The sequence below is a fragment of the Variovorax sp. PMC12 genome (genome assembly GCF_003019815.1).
Taxonomy (GTDB): Bacteria; Pseudomonadota; Gammaproteobacteria; order Burkholderiales; family Burkholderiaceae_C; genus Variovorax.
In genome coordinates, this window is the sequence record NZ_CP027773.1 from 55,636 (window position 1) to 78,107 (window position 22,472).

The following is a 22,472-nucleotide window of genomic DNA, read 5'->3' on the forward strand; positions in this document are numbered from 1 at the left end:
TCGAAGACGCCCGCCAGGCCAAAAAAAAGGCCTCATCCGAAGATGAGGCCCTGAATTGGATCCGTGAGGACCCAAGGAGACAACTGGTGGTGGTCGGCGGCTCAGCGCTTGCGCGAAGCGGTCGCGGTCTTCGCGGCGGCGACGGCTTGGTTCGACACGGCGTTGAAGTTGGCTTCGGCGACGTCCGACGCTTGCTTGACGGCCTTCTGGACCGATTCGAAAGCGTTGTTGGCGGCGGCCACGGCGCTCTTCATCACGGCGACGGCGGTTTCCGAACCGGCCGGGGCATTCTTGGAAGCGCTGTCGACGAGGCCGACGAAGGCTTGCTGGGCTTCGGTGGCCTTGGCTTCGAAAGCCTTGCCGAACTCGGCGCCGGTGCCTTGGGCGATGTCGTACAGGTGACGGCTGTAGGCGGCGGTCTTTTCAGCCAGGGGCTGGAACAGGCTGGCTTGCAGCGTGAGCAGTTCTTGCGCGTCCTTCACGCTCAGGGCGGCCTGGGCGGTGCTCTGGGCTTCGGCCAGGGCTGCCTTGGAAGCGGTCACGTTCAGTTCGACCAGCTTTTCGACGCCTTCGAATGCCTTGGTGGTCAGGCCGAACAGGGTTTCGAGGTTGGCTTTTTGGGCGGCGAGGATTTGGTCAGCGGTCAGGGCCATTTGAGATCTCCAGAAGGGATGATTGGGTGGTCGGTTCACGTTGCGCTGTCTCGCCGTCTATGTTGCGGTGCAGCATGGCCTCAAGTATAGGCAGCTGGTTTTTGCGGGCAAGGGGTTTTTGCTGCTCTGCAGCAATTTAGAACCCGTCTTCTAAATTCGGCCTGCCGCTCCAGAATGCAGCCATGCGCGCTTTCTATTCCGGCCAGTTCGTCCTGCCCCTGCCCGAGGGCCATCGCTTTCCCATGTCGCGCTACGCCATGCTGCGCGACCGCCTGCTGGAGCAGCTTCCGGCCGTGGTGATGGACGTGGCCCCGCGCGCCGGCGACGAAGAACTGGCGCTCGCCCACACGGCCGGATGGATCTCCGCCGTCAGCGACGGCAGCGTCAGCCCGCAGGCGATGCGAGAGATCGGCTTTCCCTGGAGCGAGGCGATGGTGGAGCGTTCGCGCCGTTCCGCCGGCGCCACCATCGCGGCCTGCCGCGCGGCCTTCTCGGAGGGCGTGTCGGCCAACATGGCCGGCGGCACGCATCACGCCTACGCCGACAAAGGCAGCGGCTTCTGCGTCTTCAACGACGCCGCCGTGGCTGCCCGGCTCATGCAGGTGGAGCACGCCCGCGCCGGGCAGTTGCTCCGGGTGGCGGTGGTCGATCTCGACGTGCACCAGGGCAACGGCACCGCGCGCATCTTCCAGGGCGACCCGAGCGTGTTCACGCTGTCGCTGCACGGCCAGAAGAACTTTCCCTTCCGCAAGGAGACGAGCGACCTCGATGTCGAATTGCCCGATGGCTGCGGCGACGCCGAGTACCTTGCCGCGCTGGAGCAAGCCCTGGACGAGCTCGACCGGCGCTTCGCCCCCGGCCTCGTGATCTATCTCGCCGGCGCCGATCCCTTCGAGCGCGACCGCCTGGGCCGCCTCAAGCTCAGCTTCGACGGGCTGGAGGCGCGCGACCGGCGCGTGTTCGACTGGGCCTGGCAGCGCCGCCTGCCGATGGCGTTTGCCATGGCCGGCGGCTATGCCAGCGACATCGCGGAGACGGTGCAAGTGCAGGTCGGCACCTTCAGGGTGGCCCTGGAATACTGGCGCCGCTGGCAAAATGCCGCGCGATGAGCGCCACCACCAAACCCACCCCGCACACACGCGACGGCTATCGCGCCTTTTGCAGCATCCCGACGCGCTGGGCCGACAACGACATGTACGGCCACGTCAACAACGTCGTCTACTACAGCTGGTTCGACACTGCGGTCAACGCGCTGCTGATCGAGCGCGGCGCGCTCGACATCCACCAGGGCCAGACCATCGGCTTCGTGGTCGAGACCCAATGCAACTACTTCGCGCCCATCGCGTTTCCCCAGACGGTGGAGGCGGGCATCCGCGTCGCGCAGGCCGGCCGCTCCAGCGTGCGCTACGAGATCGCGCTGTTCGCCGAGGGCTCGGACAGCGCAGCGGCGCAGGGCCACTTCATCCACGTCTACGTCGACCGCGCCACCCAGCGCCCTGTGCCGCTGCCAGAGGCCTTGCAGCAGGTGGTGGACTCGCTCAAGGCCTGAGCGGACAACCAGCTCTTCAACGAGAAACGGCGCCCGAGGGCGCCGTTCCGTCTGTTGAAGGCGCTCAGGCCTTACATCGTCTTCTTCATGGCCTTGATGTCGGCCTTGCCCTTGTCTTCGTCAGCCTTGGCCTGGTTCACGCAGGCGCTCTTGGCGTCGCCCTTCTGGTCGTCGCACTTTTCCTTGGCGACCTCGTAGGTGGCCTTTACCTTTTCCTCGGCGACCTTGCGGGCATGGCTGTCGCTCGGCTGGTATTGCTGTTCCAGCTCGGCCTTGGCCACGTCTTCCTTGCCCTTGGCTTCCTTCTGGCAGACGTCCTTGGCGTTGTCCTTCATCGTGTCGCACTGGGTCTTGGCGACTTTGTAGTCGGCCTCGATCTTTTCCTTGGCGACCTTGTATTCGTCCTTGGTCATCGCGCTGGCTTGCGTGGCGACGAAGCAGGTGGATGCCAGGGCGAGCATCAGCAGGTGTTTTTTCATTTGAGTTTTCCTTCAGGGAGGTGTTGAAACAGGATTCGGTTCAGCGAACGGCTCAGTAGCGCTCGAACCAGAGTGCATCGGGCGTGCGGCCGTCGCGGGATTCCCACTCCTTGACCTGCTTCTCCGCCTCATCGCGGCTGATGCCGTGGCGCTCCTGGATGCGGCCCAGCAGTTGGTCGCGCTTGCCGGCAATGACATCGAAGTCGTCGTCGGTCAGCTTTCCCCATTGCTCCTTGACCTTGCCCTTGAGCTGTTTCCAGTTGCCTTCGATGGTGTCCTTGTTCATGCGACTCTCCTTTGAGATGTTGATCCGGCGGACTGTTGCGCCGCCGTGAAATCAATGTCGCCGGGTCGATTCACCCCCGTGGTAGGACGTGCTGTCCGGGCCTCGTAGGCAGAGGCCGACGCCTCCCGTGATAATCGAGCGGACGCCGAAAGTTTGAGACACCGCATCGCGTACAGCACCATGATCATTCACAGCCTGCTCGACACCGACCTCTACAAATTCACGATGATGCAGGTCGTGCTGCACCACTTTCCCGGGGCCCGGGTCGAGTACCGCTTCAAGTGCCGCAACCCCGGTGTCGACTTGGCCCAGTTCGCGGGCCAGATCCGCGACGAGGTGCGCAGCCTGTGCTCGCTGCAGTTCCGCGACGCCGAGCTCGCCTACCTGCGCTCCATGCGCTTCATCAAAAGCGACTTCGTCGACTTCCTCGGGCTCTTCAGGCTCAACGAGAAGTACATCAACATCATTCCCCAGCCCTCGGGCGAGCTCGAGATCCGCATCAAGGGGCCGTGGCTGCACACCATCCTGTTCGAGATCCCGGTGCTGGCCATCGTCAACGAGGTCTACTTCCGCAACACCCGCAAGAAGCCCGATTTCGAAGAGGGCCGCCGCCGCCTCGAGACCAAGATCGCGCAACTGCAGGACGAGGGCCTGGCCGACCTCAAGATCGCCGACTACGGCACGCGCCGCCGCTTCTCCAAGGACTGGCATGAAGAGGTCCTGCGCACGCTCACCGCTCGGCTGGGCGCCGTCACGCCACCGGCGGTGCAGCAGCCCACGGGCGCGCGGCTGCCGCAGCTCGCGGGCACCAGCAACGTGCTGTACGCCATGAAGCTCGGCCTGATTCCTCTGGGCACCATGGCGCACGAATACCTGCAGGCCTGCCAAGCGCTCGGCCCGCGGCTGCGCGACAGCCAGATCTTCGGCTTCGAGAGCTGGGCGCGCGAGTACCGCGGGGACCTCGGCATCGCGCTGTCCGACGTGTATGGCATGAGCGCCTTCCTGCGCGACTTCGACCTGTATTTCTGCAAGCTCTTCGACGGTGCCCGCCACGACAGCGGCGACCCGTTCCAGTGGGGCGAGCGCATGCTGGCGCATTACGTCGCCAACCGGGTCGACCCGCGCACCAAGACGCTGATCTTCAGCGACGGCCTCACGGTGCCGCGCACCATCGAGCTCTACCAGCAGTTCCGCGGCCGCTGCCAGCTGGCCTTCGGCATCGGCACCAACCTCACCAACGACCTGGGCTACGAGCCGCTGCAGATCGTCATCAAGATGATCCACTGCAACGACCAGCCTGTGGCCAAGCTGTCGGACACGCCGTCCAAGAACATGTGCGAGGACGAGAAATACCTGGCCTACCTGCGGCAGGTCTTCGAGATCGAACAACCCCCCGCCTGACGGCTGTACCCGCGCCCCGCCCCGCACGGTCTGGTACGGTACAGCCCCGATGAAAAAAACGATCCGACTGACCGCGGCCGCGGTGCCGCTGCTCCTTCTTCCCGCCCTGGCCACGGCCGCCGACTTCGACGGCGGCAAGCTGTCGCCGCTGTGGGGCGTGCCCTTCGCGGGCATCCTGCTGTCGATCGCGCTGATGCCGCTGCTTGCGCCATCGTTCTGGCACCACCATTACGGCAAGATATCCGCGGCCTGGGCACTGGCCTTCCTGCTGCCCTTTGCCGCCACCTACGGCGCGACGCTGGCCGGCGTGCAGCTGGTGCATGCGCTGGTGGCCGAGTACATCCCGTTCATCATCCTGCTGACGGCGCTGTTCACCGTGGCGGGCGGCATCCATATCCGGGGCAACCTGCGCGGCGCGCCGGGGCTCAACACGGCCATCCTTGCCATCGGCGCGGTGCTGGCTAGCTTCATGGGCACCACGGGGGCCTCGATGCTGCTGATACGGCCGCTGATCCGCGCCAACGACAACCGCGTGCACAGGGTGCATGTGATCGTGTTCTTCATCTTCATCGTGTCGAACGCGGGCGGCTCGCTCACGCCGCTGGGCGATCCGCCGCTGTTCCTCGGCTTCCTGAAGGGCGTCAGCTTTTTCTGGACCGTGCAGAACATCCTGCCCGAGACGCTCTTCATCCTGGCCGTGCTGCTGGCGTTGTTCTATTTCATCGACCGCCACTACTACCGCAAGGAAGGCGTGCTGCCGGTCGACCCGACGCCGGACACGACAGGCATCCGCTTCGACGGCGCCGCCAACTTCTGGCTGCTGGGCGGCATCGTCGCGCTGGTGCTGATGAGCGGCTTCTGGAAGTCGCCCGTGGTGTTCGACGTGTTCGGCACCGAAGTCGGCCTGCCGGGCCTGCTGCGCGACGTGGGGCTGGCGCTGATCGCGGTGGTCTCGTACAAGCTCACCGCGCCCAAGGTGCACGCGGACAACCAGTTCGAATGGGGCCCGATGGCCGAGGTGGCCAAGCTGTTCGCGGGCATCTTCCTGACCATCATTCCGGTGATCGCGATGCTCAAGGCCGGCACGCAAGGCCCGTTCGGCGCGATCGTCTCGGCCGTGACGCGCGCCGACGGCCAGCCCGATCCGGCGATGTACTTCTGGGCCACCGGCTTGCTGAGTTCCTTCCTCGACAACGCGCCGACCTACCTCGTGTTCTTCAACACCGCTGGCGGCGATCCGGCCACGCTGATGACCACCTATGCCTCCACGCTGGCCGCCATTTCGGCCGGGGCGGTGTTCATGGGCGCCAACACCTACATCGGCAACGCGCCGAACCTCATGGTCAAGGCCATCGCCGAAAGCCGCGGCGTGCGCATGCCGAGCTTCTTCGGGTACATGGCGTGGTCGATGGCGATCCTGGTTCCGCTGTTCGTCATCTGCACCTTCATCTTCTTCCGCTGATCTTCTTCCTTCGACAAGAGACAACATCATGAGCAAGCCCAAGATCCTGGTCGCGCGCGCGATCTTTCCCGAGACCATCGAGCGCCTGTCGCAGCATTTCGAGGTCGAGTCGAACCAGTCCGACGAAAGCTGGAGCAAGGATCAGCTCATCGCCAGGCTGCAGGGCAAGGCGGGCGCCTTCACCACCGGCAGCGAGCGCATCGACGCCGCCGTGCTCGACGCCTGCCCCGACCTGAAGATCTGCGCCAACATGGCGGTGGGCTACAACAACTTCGACGTCGACGCGATGGCCGCGCGCGGCGTGCTCGGCACCAACGCGCCCGACGTGCTGACCGAGACCACCGCCGACTTCGGCTTCGCGCTGCTCATGGCCACGGCACGCCGCATCACCGAGAGCGAACACTTCCTGCGCGCGGGCAAGTGGCAGAAATGGAGCTTCGACATGTTCGCGGGCTCCGACATCCACGGCTCCACGCTGGGCATCATCGGCATGGGCCGCATCGGGCAGGGCATTGCGAAGCGCGGCGCGCACGGCTTCGGCATGAAGGTGGTCTATCACAACCGCTCGAAGCTCGACGCCTCGCTCGAGGCCGAATGCAAGGCCAGCTACGTGAGCAAGGAAGAGCTGCTCAAGACCGCCGACCACGTGGTGCTGGTGGTGCCGTACTCGGCGGCTTCGCACCACACCATCGGCGCGGCGGAAATCGCGCTGATGAAGCCGACGGCCACGCTCGTCAACATCGCGCGCGGCGGCATCGTGGACGACGCGGCGCTGGCTGTTGCATTGCGCGAAAAGCGCATCGCCGCCGCCGGCCTCGACGTGTTCGAGGGCGAGCCCAAGGTCCATCCCGACCTGCTGACCGTGCCCAACGTGGTGCTCACGCCGCACATCGCCAGCGCCACCGTGCCCACGCGCCGCGCGATGGCCGACCTGGCAGCCGACAACCTCATCGCCTACTTCGGCGGCAAGGGACCGCTGACGCCGGTCACGCCCGTGCCCGCCGCCGGCAAGTAAGAAGCAAGAGGCGACAACCAGACCTTGGACACTGCCCTTATCCTGATCGGACTGGCCGTACTCGCGGCCGTCCAGCTCGTGCTGCTGATCTGGCTGCTGGCCCGCCGGCAGCCCCCGGCCGACCACGGCGACCTGCTGCGCGTGCTTGCCAACATCGGCTCGGCCAACGAGCGCACCGAACGCGAACTGCGCCGGGAAATCGCCGACAGCTCGCGCGGTGCCCGCCAGGAAACCACGCAGGCCTTTGCCACCTTCCAGCGCGCTCTGGTGCAGCAGGGCGCCGAAGCCACACGCACCCAGAACGCGCAGCTCGATGCCTTCTCGCTGCAGCTCGCGTCGCTGCAGAAGACGCTGGCCGACACGCTCAATACGCAACTGCAGGGCCTGAGCGAATCGAACGCACGCCGTCTTTCGGAGGTGCGCGCGACCATGGAGTCCCAGCTCGCGCAGCTGCAGCAGACCAATGCCGCCAAGCTCGACGAGATGCGCAAGACCGTCGACGAGAAGCTGCAGAGCACGCTCGAAACCCGCCTGGGCGAAAGCTTCAAGCAGGTGGCCGACCGGCTCGAGCAGGTGCACAAGGGGCTCGGCGAAATGCAGACGCTGGCCGTCGGTGTCGGCAGCCTGCAGCGCGTGCTGACCAACGTGAAGACGCGCGGCGTGTTCGGCGAGGTGCAGCTCGAGGCCTTGCTCGAGCAGGTGCTCACGCCCGACCAGTTCGCCAAGCAGATCGAGACCAAGCCGCGCAGCGGGCAGCGCGTCGACTTTGCGATCCGCTTTCCGGGGCGTGGCGAGGAGGGCGCGCCCGTGTGGCTGCCGATCGACGCCAAGTTCCCGCGCGACGACTACGAGCGCCTGATCGACGCGCACGAGCGTGCCGACGCGCCCGGCGCGGAGCTGGCCGCCAAGGCGCTGGAGGCGCGCATCCGTACCGAGGCCAAGTCGATCGCCGACAACTACCTCGCCGCGCCGCACACCACCGACTTCGCCATCCTCTTCCTGCCGGTCGAGAGCCTCTACGCCGAGGTGCTGCGCCGCCCCGGACTGATGGACGCCATCCAGCGCCAGCACCGGGTGACGCTGGCCGGCCCGACCACCTTGCTCGCCATGCTCAACAGCCTGCACATGGGCTTTCGCACGCTCGCGCTGGAGCAGCAGGCCTCCGAGGTCTGGAAGGTGCTGGGCGCGGTCAAGACCGAATTCGAGCGCTACGGCGACTGGGTCGCGCGCATCAAGGAACAGGTGGCCAAGGCGTCGGACACGCTCGACAAGGCCGACACGCGCGCCAAGCAGATGCGCCTGGCATTGCGCAAGGTCGAGGCCCTGCCCGAGGCGCAGTCGCAGGCGCTGCTGCCGCCCACCGCCGACAGCGAGGGCGACGACACCCCGTGAAAGGCTCCGAGCTTCTGCGCGTCATCGGCGCCCAGGTCTGCCTGCACGCCACCATGGCCGGCATGCGCCTCGCCACACCGCTGCTGGCGCTGCAGCAGGGCTACAGCGCGGCGGCGGTCGGCGTGCTGATCTCGCTGTTCGCGCTGACCCAGGTGTTCCTGGCGTTGCCCGCGGGGCGCTTTGCCGACCGGCATGGCTTCAAGCGGCCGCTGTGGCTGTCGGTGATCGCGGCGGTGGTCGGCGCGGGGCTGGTGGTGGTGTTCCCCGTGTTCCCGGTGATGTGCCTGTCGGCCTTGCTGACCGGCGGCGCCACCGGCGCGACCGTCATTGCGCTGCAGCGGCATGTGGGCCGCTCCGCCCATCACCCGACGCAGCTCAAGCGCGTGTTCAGCTGGCTCGCCATTGCGCCTGCGGCAGCCAATTTCGTCGGGCCTTTCCTGGCCGGCATGCTGATCGACCACGCAGGCCGCGCGCCGGCGGACATGCTGGCCTTCCGCGTCTGCTTCGCGGTGATGGCCGCGCTGCCGCTGGTCTGCTGGTTGCTCGCACGCGGCGCTCACGAGCCGCCGCCCACGCCGCCGCTGGCCGGTGCCGTGCCCACGCGCGCCTGGGACCTGCTGCGCGAGCCGATGTTCCGGCGCCTGCTCTTCGTGAACTGGCTGCAGTCGTCGAGCTGGGACGTGCACGCCTTCGTGCTGCCGGTGCTGGGGCACGACCGGGGCATCAGCGCTTCGGTGATCGGCTCGATCCTCGGCGCTTTCGCGGTCGCGGCGGCCGTCATTCGGGTGGTGCTGCCGGTGATCGCATCGCGCGCCTCGGAGCGCGGCGTGATCCTGAGCTCCACCGTGGTGACGGCGCTGGTGTTCGCGGTCTATCCGCTGCTCGACGCGGCCTGGGCCATGGGCGTGTGCTCGGTGATCCTGGGCTTTGCGCTGGGCGCCGTGCAGCCGATGGTGATGAGCATGCTGCACCAGATCACACCGCACACGCGGCACGGCGAGGCGCTGGGGCTGCGGCTGATGACCATCAACGCGTCGAGCGTGGCGATGCCGATGCTCTTCGGCTCGCTCGGCGCGCTGATCGGCATTGCCGGCGTGTTCTGGGTGGTCGGCGGCGTGCTGGCGCTGGGTGCGCGCGCCACCTGGGGCCTGAAGGCCTGAGATGGCGCCGCCGCCTGCGGCGGACCCGGGTCAGAGCTTGTAGAAGCGCTTGATCGCGTTCCAGGCGTCGTCCGGCGCGTCGACGTACTCGAAGAGCTTCACGTCGCCCGGCGAAATGACGCCCTCGTCGACGAGGAAGTCGAAGTCGATCAGCCGCTTCCAGTAGTCCGAGCCGAACAGCACGATCGGCACCGGCTTCGACTTCTTGGTCTGCACCAGCGTGATCACCTCGAACAGCTCGTCGAGCGTGCCGAAGCCGCCCGGGAATGCCACCAGCGCCTTCGCACGCATCATGAAATGCATCTTGCGGATCGCGAAGTAGTGGAACTTGAAGCTCAGCGCCGGCGTGACGTACGGATTGGCTTCCTCCTCCATCGGCAGCGCGATGGCCAGGCCGACCGAGAGGCCGCCGCCTTCATGCGCGCCGCGGTTGGCCGCCTGCATGATGCCGGGGCCGCCGCCGGTGCAGACGAACAGCTTGTCCTGCGGCTCCTTGTCGTTGCTGTACTGCGCGACCAGCTTGCCGAAGGCGCGTGCCTTCTCGTAGTAGTGCGAGTTGCGCGCGAGCCGGCGCCAGCGCTCGGAGGCGGCCGCATCGCCGGCCGCATCGGCCTGCGCGATCATGGCAGCGGCGTCTTCCTCGCTGCGGAAACGCGCGCTGCCGAACACCACCACGGTGTTCTCGATGCCGTGGGCGCGCTGCTCGACGTCGGGCTTCATCAGCTCGAGCTGCATGCGGATGCCGCGGGTTTCGCGGCGCAGCAGGAATTCGGGGTCGGCGAAGGCGATGCGCGAGGGATCGGGGTCGAGCGGGAGGCCCTGGTCGGCGTGGGACTGGAGCGTGGCCCAGGCGTCGGCCAGGCGTTTGTCGTGAAGATCGTGCGTGTTGTTCATGAAGAAACGGGACAGATGGACCTGCGTGATTGTGCAGCGTTGCAACCAGTGTGCCCGGAAACGAAAAAGGCTCCTTGCGGAGCCTTTCTACAGGGTGGTGGTCGATCGGCCGGTGAGGCTCAGACGCGCTTGCGGTATTCGCCGGTGCGCGTGTCGATTTCGATCTTGTCGCCTTGCGAGACGAACAGCGGCACGGGCACTTCGAAGCCGGTGGCGATCTTGGCGGGCTTCATGACCTTGCCCGAGGTGTCGCCCTTGACGGCGGGTTCGGTCCAGGTGATTTCGCGCTCGACGCTGGTCGGCAGTTCGACCGAGATGGCCTTGCCGTCGTAGAACACCACTTCGACGGCCATGCCGTCTTCGAGGTAGTTCAGGGCGTCGCCCATGTTCTCGGCTTCGACTTCGTACTGGTTGTATTCGGCGTCCATGCAGACATACATGGGGTCGGCGAAGTAGGAGTAGGTGCACTCCTTCTTGTCCAGCACGATCTGGTCGATCTTGTCGTCGGCCTTGAAGACCACTTCGGTGTTGAAGTTGGCGATCAGGCTCTTCATCTTCATGCGCACGGTGGCGGAGTTGCGGCCGCCGCGGCTGTATTCGGTCTTGAGGACGACCATCGGGTCCTTGCCGTGCATGATGACGTTGCCGGCGCGGATTTCTTGAGCGATTTTCATAACAGGGTCTCTGGATGTTGGCCGCTCGGTGCGCGGAGCCATCGACGGTATGTGCCGGTGTTGCTGGCCCCGCGGTACATGTCCCGCGGCAGGTTTAGCGGAGAGCATCACGGACCGAAGGAATCCGGGCCGAAATCCGCAAAGCCCGCTATTTTAGCTTTTTTGGCCGACCATTTCCTGCAGTTGCGTGACGAGATCGTCCTGCGCGAGCAGGCGCTCGCGGGCATTCCGGGCGGTTTCGCGCCACGGACCCTTCATTTCCAGCGGCGGCAACGGCCCGTCGCCGAAGCCGTTCCAGGCGTGGTGAAAAAGCCGCAGCGAGGGCGGGGCGCCCAGCCAGTCCAGCCAGGCGCCGAGCTTGACGTGGTGCGCGTCGTCATCCTGCGGGTAGATCTGCCAGACCAGCGGCGCGCCCGCCCAGAGCCCGCGCACCAGCGAATCCTCGCCGCGCACGAAGTTCAGGTCGCATGCCCAGAGCAGGTGGTCGAAATCGGGCTGGGTGAGATAGGGCAGGTATGAAATTGATAGTGCGCCGCGCGCTTCTTCCGCGCCGAGCAGTGCCCTGACCGCCTGAGCGGCGCGCCCGGCCGTCACCAGCAGCCGCGTGTGTTCAGGGCCGTGCGCCAGTTGTGCCAGCAGCGCGGCCAGCGCCGGCGGCTCGTAGCAGAACAGCGACACGAGGCGCTCGCCGGCTTGCCACGGAATCTGCCGTTCGGAAAGCCACCGTGTACGGTCGAACCCGGCCTGCCGCGCCACTAGGTCGGTCTCCCGGAGCAGGCCGCCGGTCGCGGGCGTGAAGCCAGGGTAGAAGAAGCGCTTGGTCAACCCTGCGCCCGGGCCACGGAATACCGGGGAGGGCAAGGCGTGCAGCCGTTCCACGTACGGCTCGGCCGACAGGTATTCGAGATTGATCCAGGCCTTGCCCGGTGTTTCTGCAAAACGCGCGATCAGCTCCGGCGCCGGCTCGCAGCCGAAGGCCTCGACCAGCACATCGGGCGGGGGCTGCGCCACGGCTGCCTGCAGCGCGGCGGCGTCCAGCCAGTCGATCAACCGCACGCCTTCGTGTCCCGACGGCGCCATCCAGCGCAGCGCGGCCGCGTCGTCGATCCACAGCCGCACGCTTTGGCCGCGTACCGCCAGTTGGCAGGCCAGCCGCCAGCAGACGCCCAGGTCGCCGTGGTTGTCGATGACCCGGCAGAAGATGTCCCATTGCCTCGATTGCATAGGTCGCGAGTGTGCCCGTGTTCCGCGGCGTCGCTTGCTATGCTGGCCGGCACAACAACCACCGGAGAGAGACCATGAGGATGCAGACCTTCCGCGTCGTGAAGACCGTGCTCGCCGCGTCGCTGGCCCTATGCGGCATGACCGCCGCGCTGGCGCAGACGCCAACGCCGCCGCCATCGCTCACGCCGCAGCAGCAGCGCTTTCACGACATCTACAAGGAGCTGGTGGAAATCAACACCACCCATTCGGCGGGAGACAACACGGTGGCCGCGCGCGCCATGGAAAAGCGCCTGATCGAAGCGGGCTTCGCGCCGGGCGACATCCAAATCTTCGAGCCGTTCCCGAAGAAGGGCAACCTGGTGCTGCGCTTCAAGGGCGACGGCAGCAAGAAGCCGCTGCTCCTGCTGGCCCACATCGACGTGGTCGAGGCCCGCCGCGAAGACTGGAAGACCGATCCGTTCAAGCTGCAGGAAACCGGCGGCTACTTCACCGCGCGCGGCTCCATCGACGACAAGGCCATGGCCTCGGCGCTGGTGTCGGTGGTGGGGCAGCTCAAGCAGGAAGGCTTCAGGCCGAAGCGCGACATCATCCTCGCGCTGACCGCCGACGAAGAGCGCGGCGACGCGCTGAGCAACGGCGCCTTCTGGCTCATCAACAACAAGCCCGAACTGCTGCAGGCGGAGTTCGGCATCAACGAAGGCGGCGGCGGTGAACTGCGCGGCGGCAAGCCGAACCTGCACCGCATGCAGGTGGCCGAGAAGATGTACACCACCTACATGCTGGAAGTGCGAGACGTCGGCGGCCACAGCTCGGTGCCGACCAGGAGCAACCCGATCTACGCGCTGTCGGCGGGGCTGGAGCGGCTGGGCAATTTCAATTTCCCGGTCAAGCTGGCCGATGTCACCAAGACCTACTTCGCGCGCAGCGCGCCGTTTGCCACCGGCCAACTGGCCGACGACATGCGCGCGGTGGGCGCTGGCAACCCCGACCCCTCGGTGATCGAGCGCATGTCGGCCAATCCGGCCTATAACGCGCAGTTCCGCACCACCTGCGTCGCGACGATGGTGCAGGCCGGCCACGCCGAGAACGCGCTGCCGCAGTCGGCCAAGGCCACGGTCAACTGCCGCATCCTGCCGCACGACGACCCCGACGAGGTCGAGCGCCTGCTGACCCAGGCGGTCGGCAACGACAAGATCGTGGTGCGCAACATGGGCAAGCCGCTGCGCAGCCCGGCTTCCCCGCTGAACGGCGACCTGGTCAAGACGGTGGAGTCGCTCACCCAGCAGATGTGGCCGGGCGTGCCCGTGGTACCGGCCATGAGCACCGGCGCCACCGACAGCCGCTTCATGCGCAATGCCGGCATCCCGATGTACGGCGTGACCGGCATGTTCCTGGAGCCCGCCGATGCGCGCGCCCACGGGCTGGACGAGCGCATAGAGATCCAGCGCCTGTACGACGGGCGCGAGTTCCTGTACCGGCTGGTCAGCGAACTCGCGAAGTAGGCCTACCCGGCGCTTTTCGGGGCGTCAGGGCGTGAAGGTATCGCCCAGCACGATGCCTTCGCGACGCGGATCGGCCCCGCCGGTCAGCGTCGGCTTGCCGCCGACGTTGGTGCGGATGATGGTGCTGGTGCCGCTGGACTGGGCGCCGAAATTCACCACATGGCCCAGGTCGCGCAGTCCTGTGATCAGCGGGTCGCTGTTGCCGCTGTTGGCGGTGTTCACGTTGGGATGCTCGCCGCCGACGTTGGTGGCGCTGTAGGTGCCGCCGGGGGTGGCCGCCGAGTTTGTGGCGCCGAAGTCGACCAGCGACGTGGCCTGCTGGGCATCGAGTCCCCAGTCGAGCGCACCCACGAGGGTCTTCACCACGTACTGAATGATGGTGCCGCCGCCCGGCGAGCCGGTGCCCATGACGAACTCGCCCATGCTGCCGTCGGCGTTCTTCCTGAAGACGAGCGTGGGCGCCATCGTGCTGCGTGGCCGCTTGCCCGGCGCGACACGGTTGGCGACCTTGATGCTCGGGTCGGTCGTGTCGTTCGGATTGGCCGAGAAGTCCGTGAGCTGGTTGTTCAGCATGAAGCCTTGTGTCATGTGGAACGAGCCCAGCGTGCTTTCCACCGTGGTGGTCATCGAGACCACGTTGCCCTGCTTGTCAACGATGGTGAAGTGCGTGGTGCCGTGCTCCTCGGTCTTGTCGATGCCAAGCGGCACCGAGCCGAGGTTGCCGGCTTGGGCGAGGCCCATGCTCTTCGTCAGGCTGATGAGGCTGGCGCGGCTTTGCAGGTACGGCTTGTTGATCAGCGAGTCGACGGATCCGTTCGGCAGCGGGATGAAGTCGGTGTCGGCCACGTACTTGTCGCGGTCGGCGTATGCGAGGCGCTCGGCTTCGCTCACCAGGTGGACGCCCATCACGGTGGGCTTGCCGCCTTCAAGGTCGATGGCGGTCGGTTTGTAGAGGCCCAGGTTGAAGGTCTCAAGGATGCCCAGGCTCGCCACAACCGCGATGCCCCCTGACGATGGCGGCGACATGCTGCACACGTGGTAGTCGCGATAGGTGCCGCACACCGGGTCGCGGCGCTTGGCCTTGTAGTTGGCCAGGTCTGACATCGTGGTCACGCCTGGCGTGATGGCCGAGCCGTCGTTCGCTGCGGTGCTGATGCCGATCTTGTCGACGATGCCCTGTGCGATGCTGCCCGAGTAGAACGCGCCGGCGCCTTGCGTGGCGATGGTGTTCAGCGTCTTGGCGTAGGCCGGATTCGTGATCTTGGTGCCCAGGGCCTTGGGCGTGCCGTCGGCGTTGAAGAAATATGCAGTGGCTTCGGCGTCGCGCTTCAGATTCGTGGCCGAGGACGAGATGGCTGCAGCCATGCGCCCGCCGATAGGGAAGCCGTCGGAAGCCAGCGTGATGCCGTAGCCGAACAGGTCTTTCCAGGGGAGCTTGCCGTGGTCCTGGTAGGCGATGTCGAGCATGCGGACCGCTCCGGGCGTGCCGATGGAGCGTCCGCTGGCGCGTGCGCCACCAGGCTTGGGTGCCGTGGTGTCGGCGCCGGTCTGGTCGATGTAGCGCAGGTAGTTCTCGGTGGCCGCGGCGGGCGCAGTCTCGCGGCCGTCATAGGCTTGCACCTTCTTCGTGACCGCATCGTAGTGGAGCATGAAGGCGCCGCCGCCCAGGCCGCTCGACTGCGGCTCGACCAGGCCGAGCACTGATTGCACCGCCACCGCCGCATCGACCGCGCTGCCGCCGGCCTTGAGGATGTCGCAGCCGGCACGCGTGGCCAGTGGATGGTTGGCGACCACCATGTAGTTCTTGGCATAGACCAGCTTGTGGCCTGGCACATAACCCGAGGCCGGTTCGGGCGCTGCGGGGTCGCCAGCGTCGCCGGAACCCACCACGACCGAGGAACTCGTGCCCGCCGTGAGGCAGCCGTTGTCGGCGACGGGAGCCGGCGGCTGGGAGTTGCTCGCGTTCATGGCCGCAATGGCCGCGAGCAGGGCTGTGTTGTCCTGGGTGTTGCTGCCGCCGCCGCAGCCCGCCAGGGTCAGCGAGAGTGCGAGGGGCGTCACTGCCCACCACGCGTGCGCGTGATTCTTCTTCTTCATGGAGTTTCCCGAGTAGTTATGCTTAAAAAACACGGGCGCTCCTCGCGCCCGTGTGTCCATTCTTCAGCAGGTTTTGTTCCAGCCCTGTCGGGTTTGCGATAGGTGCGCGCCGGGCCGTGCGCCGCACGCCACAATAGCCGCCATGTCAGACGTGCATTCCGATCAATTGCTCAGCGAAGTCGCGGCCTTGCCGCAGCTGCCCGGGGTCTATCGCTATTTCGACGCCGCGGGCGCGGTGCTGTATGTGGGCAAGGCGCGCAACCTCAGGAAGCGGGTCGCCAACTACTTCCAGAAGAGCCACGGCGGCACCCGCATCGGGCACATGATCTCGAAGATCGCGCGCATGGAGACCACGGTGGTGCGCTCCGAGGCCGAGGCGCTGCTGCTCGAGAACAACCTGATCAAGACGCTCAAGCCGCGCTACAACATCCTGTTTCGCGACGACAAGAGCTACCCCTATCTCAAGATCGCGTCGCACCAGTTTCCGCGGCTGGCCTACTACCGCGGCGCGGTCGACAAGAAGCACCGCTATTTCGGGCCGTACCCCAGCGCCTGGGCGGTGAAGGAGTCGATCCAACTGCTGCAGAAGGTGTTCCGCCTGCGCACCTGCGAAGACACGGTGTACGCCAACCGTACGCGGCCCTGCCTGCTGTACCAGATCAAGCGCTGCAGCGGACCCTGCGTCGGCCACATCGCGCCGGAAGCCTATGCGCAGGACGTCGCCAGCGCGGAGGCCTTCCTGATGGGCGACACGCAGCTCGTGCTCTCCAAGCTGGAGCAACGCATGATGACGCACGCCGAAAAGCTCGAGTTCGAGCAGGCGGCCGAACTGCGCAACCAGATGTCGGCCATCTCGCGCGTGCTGCACCAGCAGTCGATCGAGATCGCCTCCGACAAGGACGTGGACATCCTGGCCGTGAAGGTGCAGGGCGGCAAGGCCTGCGTGAACCTGGCCATGGTGCGCGGCGGCCGCCACCTGGGCGACCGGCCTTACTTCCCCGTGCACGTGGAAGACGCGGCGCAGATCCATCACGGCGAGCTGGACGGCGACGAGGGCGACGATGCAGCTCCCGTGGCGGCCGACCCTATCGAGGTGCAGGTGCTCGAGGCCTTCATCGCCCAGCACTACATCGACGTGCCGGTGCCGGCCACGCTGGTGCTGAGCCAGCAGGTGAGCCGCGAGCTGATCGAGGCGATCTCGCAGCAGTCCGGCTCCCGCGTGACGGCCGTGTTCCAGCCGCGCGAGCAGCGCCGCCACTGGCTCGAGATGGCCGAGACCAACGCCGGCCTGCAACTGGCCCGGCTGCTGGCCGAAGAGGGCTCGCAGCAGGCGCGCACCCGCGCGCTGGCCGACGCGCTCGAGCTGGCCTCGGACGACCTCGACAACTTCCGCGTCGAGTGCTTCGACATCTCGCACACGGCCGGGGAGGCCACGCAGGCCTCCTGCGTGGTGTTCGAGCACCACGCCATGCAGAACAAGGAGTACCGCCGCTACAACATCGACGGCATCACGCCCGGGGACGACTACGCGGCCATGCGCCAGGTGCTGCACCGCCGCTACGGCAAGCTGGCCGAGGCGATGGCGGCCGAGACCGACGCGCTGCCGCCCGGCGACGCCGAGAGCGATGGCACCGAAGCCCCGCCGAAGCCCCGCACCGCGCGCATGCCCGACCTCGTGCTGGTCGACGGCGGCAAGGGGCAGGTTTCGATGGCGCGCGAGGTGTTCGGCGAACTGGGCCTGCCGCTGTCGCTGATCGTCGGCGTCGAGAAGGGCGAGGGCCGCAAGGTCGGGCTCGAGGAACTGGTGTTCGCCGACGGCCGCGAGAAGGTCTACCTGGGCAAGGACTCGGCCGCGCTGATGCTGGTGGCACAGATCCGCGACGAGGCGCACCGCTTCGCCATCACCGGCATGCGGGCCAAGCGCGCCAAGGTGCGGGTGGGCGGCAGCCAGCTCGAAGACATTCCGGGCATCGGGCCGAAGCGGCGGGCGCGGCTGCTGCAACGCTTCGGCGGCATCCGCGGCGTGGCCGCGGCGAGCGTGGAAGACATCGCCTCGGTCGAGGGCATCGCCTCCGACCTGGCGGAAGAGATCTACAAGGCGCTGCACTGAGGCGATTGCCCTCAACCGGTCGCCGGTCGAGGGGTAACGCCGCCATGACACAATCAAGCGATGTTCTGGACCTTACCGACCATCATGACCTGGACGCGCATCGTCGCGATCCCTTTGATCGTCGGCGTGTTCTACCTGCCGATGGCCGAGCCGATGCGCAACCTGATCGCCACGGTCATGTTCATCGTCTTCGCGGCCACCGACTGGCTCGACGGCTTCCTGGCCCGCAAGCTCAACCAGACTTCGGCCTTCGGTGCCTTCCTCGACCCGGTGGCCGACAAGTTCCTGGTCTGCGCGTCGCTGCTGGTGCTGGTCCACCTGCAGCGCGCCGACGTGTTCGTGGCGCTCATCATCATCGGCCGCGAGATCGCGATCTCGGCGCTGCGCGAGTGGATGGCGCAGATCGGCGCCAGCAAGAGCGTGGCGGTCCACATGATCGGCAAGGTCAAGACCACCGTGCAGATGGTCGCCATCCCGTTCCTTCTGTATGACGGGCGTCTCTTCAAGGTGATCGACACCGGTCTCTGGGGCCAATGGCTGATCTGGATCTCGGCCGTGCTTACCATCTGGTCGATGGTGTACTACCTGCAGAAGGCCATTCCCGAAATCCGGGCGCGCACCAAATGACCTCGGCGGTTCCGGCCCGCAATGCGGGCTGGCTGCGGGCGATGCCCGGGGTCTTCGTGCTGATCTGGAGCACCGGCTTCATCGTCGCGCGCTACGGCATGCCGTATGCGCCACCCCTCAAGTTCCTGGCTGTGCGCTATGCGCTGTCCCTGGCGTGCTTCGGCGTTTGGGTAGCGCTGGCGCGGGTCGCGTGGCCGAAGCAGCGCGCCCAGTGGGGGCACCTGGCGGTCACCGGCATCCTGATGCAGGCGGGCTACCTCGGCGGCGTATGGGCCGCGGTGCACGAGGGCATGGGTGCCGGGCTGGTGGCGCTGCTGGTCGGAATCCAGCCGGTGCTGACGGCGGTCTGGATGTCGTTCAACGGCGGGCGCATTTCCAAGCGGCAGTGGGGCGGGCTTGCGCTGGGTTTCGCCGGGCTGGTCCTGGTGGTGTCGCGCAAGCTCGGGCAGGGCGGCGAGGTGAGCGCCCTGACGATGGGCCTGGCGCTGATGGCGCTGGTCTCGATTACCGCGGGCACGCTGTACCAGAAGCGCTTCGTCGCGCCCTGCGATGTGCGCAGCGCAAGCGCGGTGCAGATGGCGGCGGCGCTGCTCGTCACGCTGCCGTTCGCGGCGCTGGAGCCGCAGCATATCGAGTGGAACCTGCAGTCGGGCGGCGCGATGGCCTGGTCGGTGCTGGCGCTGTCGCTGGGCGGGAGTTCGCTTCTATATATGTTGATACAGCGCGGCACCGCCACCGCCGTCACCAGCCTCCTGTACCTGGTGCCGCCCTGCACGGCGGTGATGGCGTGGCTGCTGTTCAGCGAGCCGATCACGCTGGTGACCGTGCTCGGCATTGCGCTCACCGCCGTCGGCGTGAGCCTGGTGGTGCGCAGCGAACGCTGAGCCGGCCGGCCCCGGTCTATTCAGCGTGCGCCGGCCTTGCCCGGCTTCCACGGTTCCGCCCGAAACTGCTCCGCGAGGTGATCGACCAGCAGCCGCACGCGGCGCGGCGTCTTCGGCCGCCATGGGGCGACCCAGTGGATGTCGGCGTCCGCCATTGCGTAATGCGGCAGCACGCGTACCAGTTCGCCGCTGGCGAGCTGCGGCGCGATGTCCCACAGGCTGCGCAGCATCACGCCATGCCCGGCCAGGCACCAGTCGCGCACCATCTCGCCCGAGTTGCTGGCAAGGCGGCCCTGCACGCGCACCCGCGCCGTGCTGCCGTCGCGCGCATGGCGCAGGCTCCACAGCGTGAACTGGCGCTGGTTGACCTCGCCGTTTTCACGCGCGACCAGGCAGTCGTGCGATGCCAGCGCCTCGACCGTGGCCGGCATGCCGCGGCGGGCCAGGTAGTCCGGTGACGCCGCCAGCACGCGCTGGTTGCGCGCGATGCGCCGCGTGACCCAGTCGGCCGCGCGGGGCTGCTGCACGGCCCAGAGCCAGATGGCGCCGTCGTAGCCTTCGGCGCCGAGGTCGGGCAGCTGCTCGGTCAGCAGCAGCTCGATCTGCAGTGCCGGGTGGCGGGTCTGGAAAGTGGCCAGCGCGGGCCCGAGCCAGCGCCGCCCGAATCCGAATGTGGCGGCAAGGCGGATCGTGCCGGCCAGCTCGTTCTGCCGCTCGCCGAGTTCGCTCTCGAGCGCGGCAAAGCCCTCGAGCAGCGTCTTCGCATGCAGGCAGACGGCCTCGCCCTCGGCCGTGACGCTGAGGCGCCGCGTGGTGCGATCGAACAGGCGCTGGCTCAGCCGCGCCTCGAGCGCGCCAAGCCGCTTGGTGATGACGGAAGGCACGACATCGAGCGTGTCGGCGGCGCCGGCCAGGCTGCCCTGGTCGCGGATGGCCAGCACCAGCGCCAAGTCGCCACGGTCCATCAAGGGGGAATTCATGCCGGAATGGAAAGTATGAATTGGCCGATTGTTGCTTGATGGCGGCGAGGGCGCAACGCACAATCGCCGACGTGACGACCTCGTTCCTCTCCTTCCCCACTTTCGACATTGCGCGCGACGGCGTGCGCATGCACGGCCGCATCGGCGGGCAGGGTGCGCCGCTGCTGCTGCTGCACGGTCATCCGCAGACGCATGCGATCTGGCACCGCGTGGCGCCGGCGCTGGCCGAGCGCTTCACCGTGGTCGCCCTGGACTTGCGCGGCTACGGCGATTCGGGCCGGCCGGCGGCCGATGCCGAGCACCGTGTCTACAGCAAGCGCGAAATGGCGCTCGACGCGCTCGCCGCCATGCGGCACCACGGCTTCGAGCGCTTCGGCGTGCTGGCGCATGACCGCGGCGCGCGCGTGGCGCACCGGCTCGCGGCGGACCATCCGGCGGCGATCGAGCGCATGCTGCTGCTCGACATCGCGCCCACCCTCGCCATGTACGAGCAGACGTCCGAGGCCTTTGCCAAGGCCTATTGGCACTGGTTCTTCCTGATCCAGCCGCCGCCGCTGCCCGAGGCGCTGATCGCCTCCGACCCGGTGCGCTACGTGCGCAGCGTGATGGGCGGGCGGCATGCGGGGCTGGCGCCGTTCGCGCCCGAGGTGCTCGCCGAGTACGAACGCTGCGCCGGCATCGCGGGCACGGCCGAATCCATCTGCGAGGACTACCGCGCCTCCGCAACGATCGACCTCGTCCATGACCGTGCCGACATCGCGGCCGGGCAACGCCTTGCACAGCCGTTGCGCGTGCTGTGGGGCGAGCATGGCGCGGTCGGCAAGGCCTTCGACGTGCTGGCGCTTTGGCGCGAGCGCGCGGCCGAGGTGTCGGGCCATGCCCTGCCTTGCGGCCACTACGTTCCCGAGGAGGCGCCCGACGCATTGCTGGCCGAGGCGCTCGAATTCTTTTCCCTTCCCCTACAAGCAGGAGCCACGTCATGAGCACCCAGAGAATCGCAGTCATCGCCGGCGACGGCATCGGCAAGGAAACCACGCCCGAGGGCCTGCGCGTGCTCGAGGCGGCGGCCACCAGGTTCGGCATCGACCTGAAGTTCGACCACTTCGACTTCTCGAGCTGGGACTACTACGAGAAGCACGGCCAGATGCTGCCCGACAACTGGAAGGACCAGATCGGCGGCCACGACGCCATCTTCTTCGGCGCGGTCGGCTGGCCCGAGAAGATCCCCGACCACGTGTCGCTCTGGGGCTCGCTGCTGATGTTCCGCCGCGAGTTCGACCAGTACATCAACCTGCGTCCGGCGCGCCTGATGCCCGGCATCATCGCGCCCGTGGTGCGGCGCGACGGCACGCCGCGCGAGCCCGGCGAGATCGACATGTACATCGTGCGCGAGAACACCGAGGGCGAGTACTCCAGCATCGGCGGGCGCATGTACCAGGGCACGTCGCGCGAGATCGTGGTGCAGGAAACCGTGATGTCGCGCGTGGGCGTCGACCGCGTGCTGAAGTTCGCATTCGAGCTCGCGCAGTCGCGGCCCAAGAAGCACCTGACCAGCGCCACCAAGTCGAACGGCATCTCGATCACCATGCCCTACTGGGACGAGCGCGTGGCCGAGATGGGCAAGAGCTATCCGGGCGTCACGCTCGACAAGTTCCACATCGACATCCTCACCGCGCACTTCGTGCAGCGGCCCGACTTCTTCGACGTGGTGGTGGCGAGCAACCTGTTCGGCGACATCCTGTCGGACCTGGGGCCAGCCTGCACCGGCACCATCGGCATCGCGCCGAGCGCCAACCTCAATCCCGAGCGCACCACGCCCTCGCTGTTCGAACCGGTGCACGGCTCGGCACCCGACATCGCGGGCAAGGGCATCGCCAACCCCATCGGGCAGATCTGGTGCGGCGCGATGATGCTGGAGTTCCTGGGCCACAAGCAGGCGCACGACGCCATCCTGTCGACCATCGAGAAGGTGCTCGCGCCCCAAAGCGGAGCGCCGCGCACCCCGGATATCGGTGGCAATGCGAGCACCTCGGACCTTGGCAAAGCCATCGCAGAAGCGCTTTGAACCGCAAGGGAAAAGGAG

At 67.1% G+C, this 22,472-nt stretch carries 21 protein-coding genes; 13 read left to right on the plus strand and 8 right to left on the minus strand.

The window, feature by feature from the left end; all coding sequences use genetic code 11:
- Positions 1 to 101: 101 nt before the first annotated feature.
- Entirely contained in the window at positions 102 to 653 is a 552-nt protein-coding gene (locus C4F17_RS00255; protein ID WP_081268643.1) for a phasin family protein, read from the minus strand.
- 182 nt (positions 654 to 835) lie between these two features.
- On the opposite strand from C4F17_RS00255, the gene C4F17_RS00260 reads away from it, so the two are divergent.
- Both C4F17_RS00260 and C4F17_RS00265 read left to right on the plus strand, forming a co-directional pair.
- Positions 836 to 1,762, plus strand: a complete 927-nt coding sequence (locus C4F17_RS00260) for a histone deacetylase family protein (RefSeq protein ID WP_106933855.1) — start codon at positions 836 to 838, stop codon at positions 1,760 to 1,762.
- The gene (locus C4F17_RS00265; RefSeq protein WP_106933856.1) at positions 1,759 to 2,202 is read left to right on the plus strand and encodes an acyl-CoA thioesterase; all 444 of its coding nucleotides are present in this window, start codon (positions 1,759 to 1,761) and stop codon (positions 2,200 to 2,202) included. Before C4F17_RS00260 ends, C4F17_RS00265 begins: the two co-directional genes overlap by 4 nt.
- Positions 2,203 to 2,273: 71 nt before the next feature.
- Here the strand turns inward: C4F17_RS00265 and C4F17_RS00270 are convergent, their stop codons facing one another.
- Together C4F17_RS00270 and C4F17_RS00275 are read right to left on the minus strand one after the other, a co-directional pair.
- Positions 2,274 to 2,681 (minus strand): hypothetical protein, encoded by a 408-nt coding sequence (locus C4F17_RS00270; protein ID WP_081268646.1) that lies wholly within the window; start codon positions 2,679 to 2,681, stop codon positions 2,274 to 2,276.
- 52 nt (positions 2,682 to 2,733) lie between these two features.
- Complete coding sequence (locus tag C4F17_RS00275) at positions 2,734 to 2,967, minus strand: CsbD family protein (protein WP_081268647.1); 234 nt, start codon at positions 2,965 to 2,967, stop codon at positions 2,734 to 2,736.
- 180 nt (positions 2,968 to 3,147) lie between these two features.
- On the opposite strand from C4F17_RS00275, the gene pncB reads away from it, so the two are divergent.
- From pncB to C4F17_RS00300, 5 genes are read left to right on the plus strand one after another with little or no spacing between them, the layout of a single operon-like run.
- On the plus strand, positions 3,148 to 4,368 hold the full coding sequence (pncB, locus tag C4F17_RS00280; protein WP_081268648.1) for a nicotinate phosphoribosyltransferase: 1,221 nt from the start codon (positions 3,148 to 3,150) through the stop codon (positions 4,366 to 4,368).
- 49 nt (positions 4,369 to 4,417) lie between these two features.
- Entirely contained in the window at positions 4,418 to 5,830 is a 1,413-nt protein-coding gene (locus tag C4F17_RS00285; protein ID WP_106933857.1) for a sodium:proton antiporter, read from the plus strand.
- 28 nt (positions 5,831 to 5,858) lie between these two features.
- On the plus strand, positions 5,859 to 6,845 hold the full coding sequence (locus tag C4F17_RS00290; protein WP_106933858.1) for a 2-hydroxyacid dehydrogenase: 987 nt from the start codon (positions 5,859 to 5,861) through the stop codon (positions 6,843 to 6,845).
- A 24-nt stretch (positions 6,846 to 6,869) separates the two neighbouring features.
- Complete coding sequence (locus tag C4F17_RS00295; protein ID WP_106933859.1) at positions 6,870 to 8,237, plus strand: DNA recombination protein RmuC; 1,368 nt, start codon at positions 6,870 to 6,872, stop codon at positions 8,235 to 8,237.
- A complete protein-coding gene (locus C4F17_RS00300; RefSeq protein WP_106933860.1) occupies positions 8,234 to 9,397 on the plus strand; it encodes an MFS transporter in 1,164 nt (387 codons plus the stop codon). The genes C4F17_RS00295 and C4F17_RS00300 overlap by 4 nt, the downstream gene beginning before the upstream one ends.
- Positions 9,398 to 9,427: 30 nt before the next feature.
- On the opposite strand, the gene C4F17_RS00305 is transcribed toward C4F17_RS00300, so the two are convergent.
- The 3 genes from C4F17_RS00305 to earP all read right to left on the minus strand — a co-directional run bounded on the left by C4F17_RS00305 (position 9,428) and on the right by earP (position 12,189).
- Positions 9,428 to 10,291: a TIGR00730 family Rossman fold protein gene (locus tag C4F17_RS00305; protein WP_081268653.1), complete on the minus strand. Its 864-nt coding sequence runs from the start codon at positions 10,289 to 10,291 to the stop codon at positions 9,428 to 9,430.
- A 119-nt stretch (positions 10,292 to 10,410) separates the two neighbouring features.
- A complete protein-coding gene (efp, locus tag C4F17_RS00310) occupies positions 10,411 to 10,965 on the minus strand; it encodes an elongation factor P (RefSeq protein WP_081268654.1) in 555 nt (184 codons plus the stop codon).
- A gap of 153 nt (positions 10,966 to 11,118) precedes the next feature.
- Entirely contained in the window at positions 11,119 to 12,189 is a 1,071-nt protein-coding gene (earP, locus tag C4F17_RS00315; protein ID WP_106933861.1) for an elongation factor P maturation arginine rhamnosyltransferase EarP, read from the minus strand.
- A 74-nt stretch (positions 12,190 to 12,263) separates the two neighbouring features.
- Between earP and C4F17_RS00320 the strand changes: the two genes are divergently transcribed.
- Positions 12,264 to 13,691, plus strand: a complete 1,428-nt coding sequence (locus tag C4F17_RS00320) for a M20/M25/M40 family metallo-hydrolase (protein ID WP_106933862.1) — start codon at positions 12,264 to 12,266, stop codon at positions 13,689 to 13,691.
- Between the two features lie 24 nt (positions 13,692 to 13,715).
- Here the strand turns inward: C4F17_RS00320 and ggt are convergent, their stop codons facing one another.
- Positions 13,716 to 15,788 (minus strand): gamma-glutamyltransferase, encoded by a 2,073-nt coding sequence (gene ggt / locus C4F17_RS00325; RefSeq protein WP_234382458.1) that lies wholly within the window; start codon positions 15,786 to 15,788, stop codon positions 13,716 to 13,718.
- Positions 15,789 to 15,930: 142 nt separating this feature from the next.
- Between ggt and uvrC the strand changes: the two genes are divergently transcribed.
- The 3 genes from uvrC to C4F17_RS00340 are packed head-to-tail and all read left to right on the plus strand — an operon-like array spanning position 15,931 to position 19,409.
- Positions 15,931 to 17,898 carry an excinuclease ABC subunit UvrC gene (gene uvrC, locus C4F17_RS00330; protein ID WP_106933863.1) on the plus strand — a complete coding sequence of 656 codons (1,968 nt, stop codon included), beginning with the start codon at positions 15,931 to 15,933 and terminating at the stop codon, positions 17,896 to 17,898.
- A 60-nt stretch (positions 17,899 to 17,958) separates the two neighbouring features.
- The gene (pgsA, locus tag C4F17_RS00335) at positions 17,959 to 18,525 is read left to right on the plus strand and encodes a CDP-diacylglycerol--glycerol-3-phosphate 3-phosphatidyltransferase (RefSeq protein WP_106933864.1); all 567 of its coding nucleotides are present in this window, start codon (positions 17,959 to 17,961) and stop codon (positions 18,523 to 18,525) included.
- Complete coding sequence (locus C4F17_RS00340) at positions 18,522 to 19,409, plus strand: DMT family transporter (RefSeq protein ID WP_106933865.1); 888 nt, start codon at positions 18,522 to 18,524, stop codon at positions 19,407 to 19,409. The genes pgsA and C4F17_RS00340 overlap by 4 nt, the downstream gene beginning before the upstream one ends.
- Before the next feature lie 20 nt (positions 19,410 to 19,429).
- On the opposite strand, the gene C4F17_RS00345 is transcribed toward C4F17_RS00340, so the two are convergent.
- Positions 19,430 to 20,389 (minus strand): LysR substrate-binding domain-containing protein, encoded by a 960-nt coding sequence (locus tag C4F17_RS00345; RefSeq protein ID WP_106933866.1) that lies wholly within the window; start codon positions 20,387 to 20,389, stop codon positions 19,430 to 19,432.
- 38 nt (positions 20,390 to 20,427) lie between these two features.
- Between C4F17_RS00345 and C4F17_RS00350 the strand changes: the two genes are divergently transcribed.
- Together C4F17_RS00350 and C4F17_RS00355 are read left to right on the plus strand one after the other, a co-directional pair.
- Positions 20,428 to 21,372 carry an alpha/beta fold hydrolase gene (locus C4F17_RS00350; RefSeq protein ID WP_106933867.1) on the plus strand — a complete coding sequence of 315 codons (945 nt, stop codon included), beginning with the start codon at positions 20,428 to 20,430 and terminating at the stop codon, positions 21,370 to 21,372.
- Positions 21,369 to 22,454, plus strand: coding sequence for a tartrate dehydrogenase (locus C4F17_RS00355; RefSeq protein ID WP_106933868.1), 1,086 nt, complete (start codon positions 21,369 to 21,371; stop codon positions 22,452 to 22,454). The genes C4F17_RS00350 and C4F17_RS00355 overlap by 4 nt, the downstream gene beginning before the upstream one ends.
- The last annotated feature ends 18 nt before the right edge of the window (positions 22,455 to 22,472 follow it).

Bases quoted from the DNA above. Each gene is read 5' to 3' on its own strand.
- C4F17_RS00255 (WP_081268643.1), bottom strand. From the start codon at position 653: ATGGCCCTGACCGCTGACCAAATCCTCGCCGCCCAAAAAGCCAACCTC.
- C4F17_RS00260 (WP_106933855.1), top strand. From the start codon at position 836: ATGCGCGCTTTCTATTCCGGCCAGTTCGTCCTGCCCCTGCCCGAGGGC.
- C4F17_RS00265 (WP_106933856.1), top strand. From the start codon at position 1,759: ATGAGCGCCACCACCAAACCCACCCCGCACACACGCGACGGCTATCGC.
- C4F17_RS00270 (WP_081268646.1), bottom strand. From the start codon at position 2,681: ATGAAAAAACACCTGCTGATGCTCGCCCTGGCATCCACCTGCTTCGTC.
- C4F17_RS00275 (WP_081268647.1), bottom strand. From the start codon at position 2,967: ATGAACAAGGACACCATCGAAGGCAACTGGAAACAGCTCAAGGGCAAG.
- pncB (WP_081268648.1), top strand. From the start codon at position 3,148: ATGATCATTCACAGCCTGCTCGACACCGACCTCTACAAATTCACGATG.
- C4F17_RS00285 (WP_106933857.1), top strand. From the start codon at position 4,418: ATGAAAAAAACGATCCGACTGACCGCGGCCGCGGTGCCGCTGCTCCTT.
- C4F17_RS00290 (WP_106933858.1), top strand. From the start codon at position 5,859: ATGAGCAAGCCCAAGATCCTGGTCGCGCGCGCGATCTTTCCCGAGACC.
- C4F17_RS00305 (WP_081268653.1), bottom strand. From the start codon at position 10,291: ATGAACAACACGCACGATCTTCACGACAAACGCCTGGCCGACGCCTGG.
- efp (WP_081268654.1), bottom strand. From the start codon at position 10,965: ATGAAAATCGCTCAAGAAATCCGCGCCGGCAACGTCATCATGCACGGC.
- earP (WP_106933861.1), bottom strand. From the start codon at position 12,189: ATGCAATCGAGGCAATGGGACATCTTCTGCCGGGTCATCGACAACCAC.
- C4F17_RS00320 (WP_106933862.1), top strand. From the start codon at position 12,264: ATGAGGATGCAGACCTTCCGCGTCGTGAAGACCGTGCTCGCCGCGTCG.
- ggt (WP_234382458.1), bottom strand. From the start codon at position 15,788: ATGAAGAAGAAGAATCACGCGCACGCGTGGTGGGCAGTGACGCCCCTC.
- uvrC (WP_106933863.1), top strand. From the start codon at position 15,931: ATGTCAGACGTGCATTCCGATCAATTGCTCAGCGAAGTCGCGGCCTTG.
- pgsA (WP_106933864.1), top strand. From the start codon at position 17,959: ATGTTCTGGACCTTACCGACCATCATGACCTGGACGCGCATCGTCGCG.
- C4F17_RS00340 (WP_106933865.1), top strand. From the start codon at position 18,522: ATGACCTCGGCGGTTCCGGCCCGCAATGCGGGCTGGCTGCGGGCGATG.
- C4F17_RS00345 (WP_106933866.1), bottom strand. From the start codon at position 20,389: ATGAATTCCCCCTTGATGGACCGTGGCGACTTGGCGCTGGTGCTGGCC.
- C4F17_RS00350 (WP_106933867.1), top strand. From the start codon at position 20,428: ATGGCGGCGAGGGCGCAACGCACAATCGCCGACGTGACGACCTCGTTC.
- C4F17_RS00355 (WP_106933868.1), top strand. From the start codon at position 21,369: ATGAGCACCCAGAGAATCGCAGTCATCGCCGGCGACGGCATCGGCAAG.